At 53.7% G+C, this 454-nt stretch carries 1 protein-coding gene; it reads left to right on the top strand.

Annotation, left to right across the window (positions count from 1 at the left end):
* Positions 1–83 precede the first annotated feature (83 nt).
* Positions 84–454 (top strand): amino acid permease (locus ACLD7X_RS18915; RefSeq protein WP_411425220.1); only part of this gene is annotated, 371 nt, incomplete at its 3' end.

Genomic DNA, 454 nt, shown 5'->3' with positions numbered 1-454 from the left:
ATTACCCGCATTCAACCCATCAAGGCTTTGTTGTTTAAGAAATAATTAAAACTCAACCTTCCATCCCGCAACCCCAAACCACTATGTCCTCATCCGGTGATCAACTGCAAAAGACCCTCACCCCTACCTTGCTATGGGGCCTGGGGGTAGGCTACGTTATTTCTGGTATGTACTTTGGCTGGAACCTTGGACTGGAACAGGGTGGTACTCTGGGTATGGCCGTGGCAACCGTAATGGTCATTGTCATGTACCTTTGCTTTACGCTCAGCTACGCTGAATTGGCCTGTGCAATTCCCAAAGCCGGCGGAGCCTTCGACTATGCCAGCCGGGCCATGGGCGAGCGGGGCGGATTTCTGGCGGGTATGGCTCAGAACATCGAGTTCTTGTTTGCCCCTCCGGCCATCGCCGCCGGTATCGGAGCCTATGTTTCCTTATTTGTGCCCTCCGTTCCGCC

This window comes from Aphanothece microscopica RSMan92 (genome assembly GCF_046613545.2).
In the GTDB taxonomy this organism is placed as follows: Bacteria; Cyanobacteriota; Cyanobacteriia; order PCC-6307; family Cyanobiaceae; genus NIES-981.
This window is presented reverse-complemented; position numbering and strand designations above follow the sequence as displayed.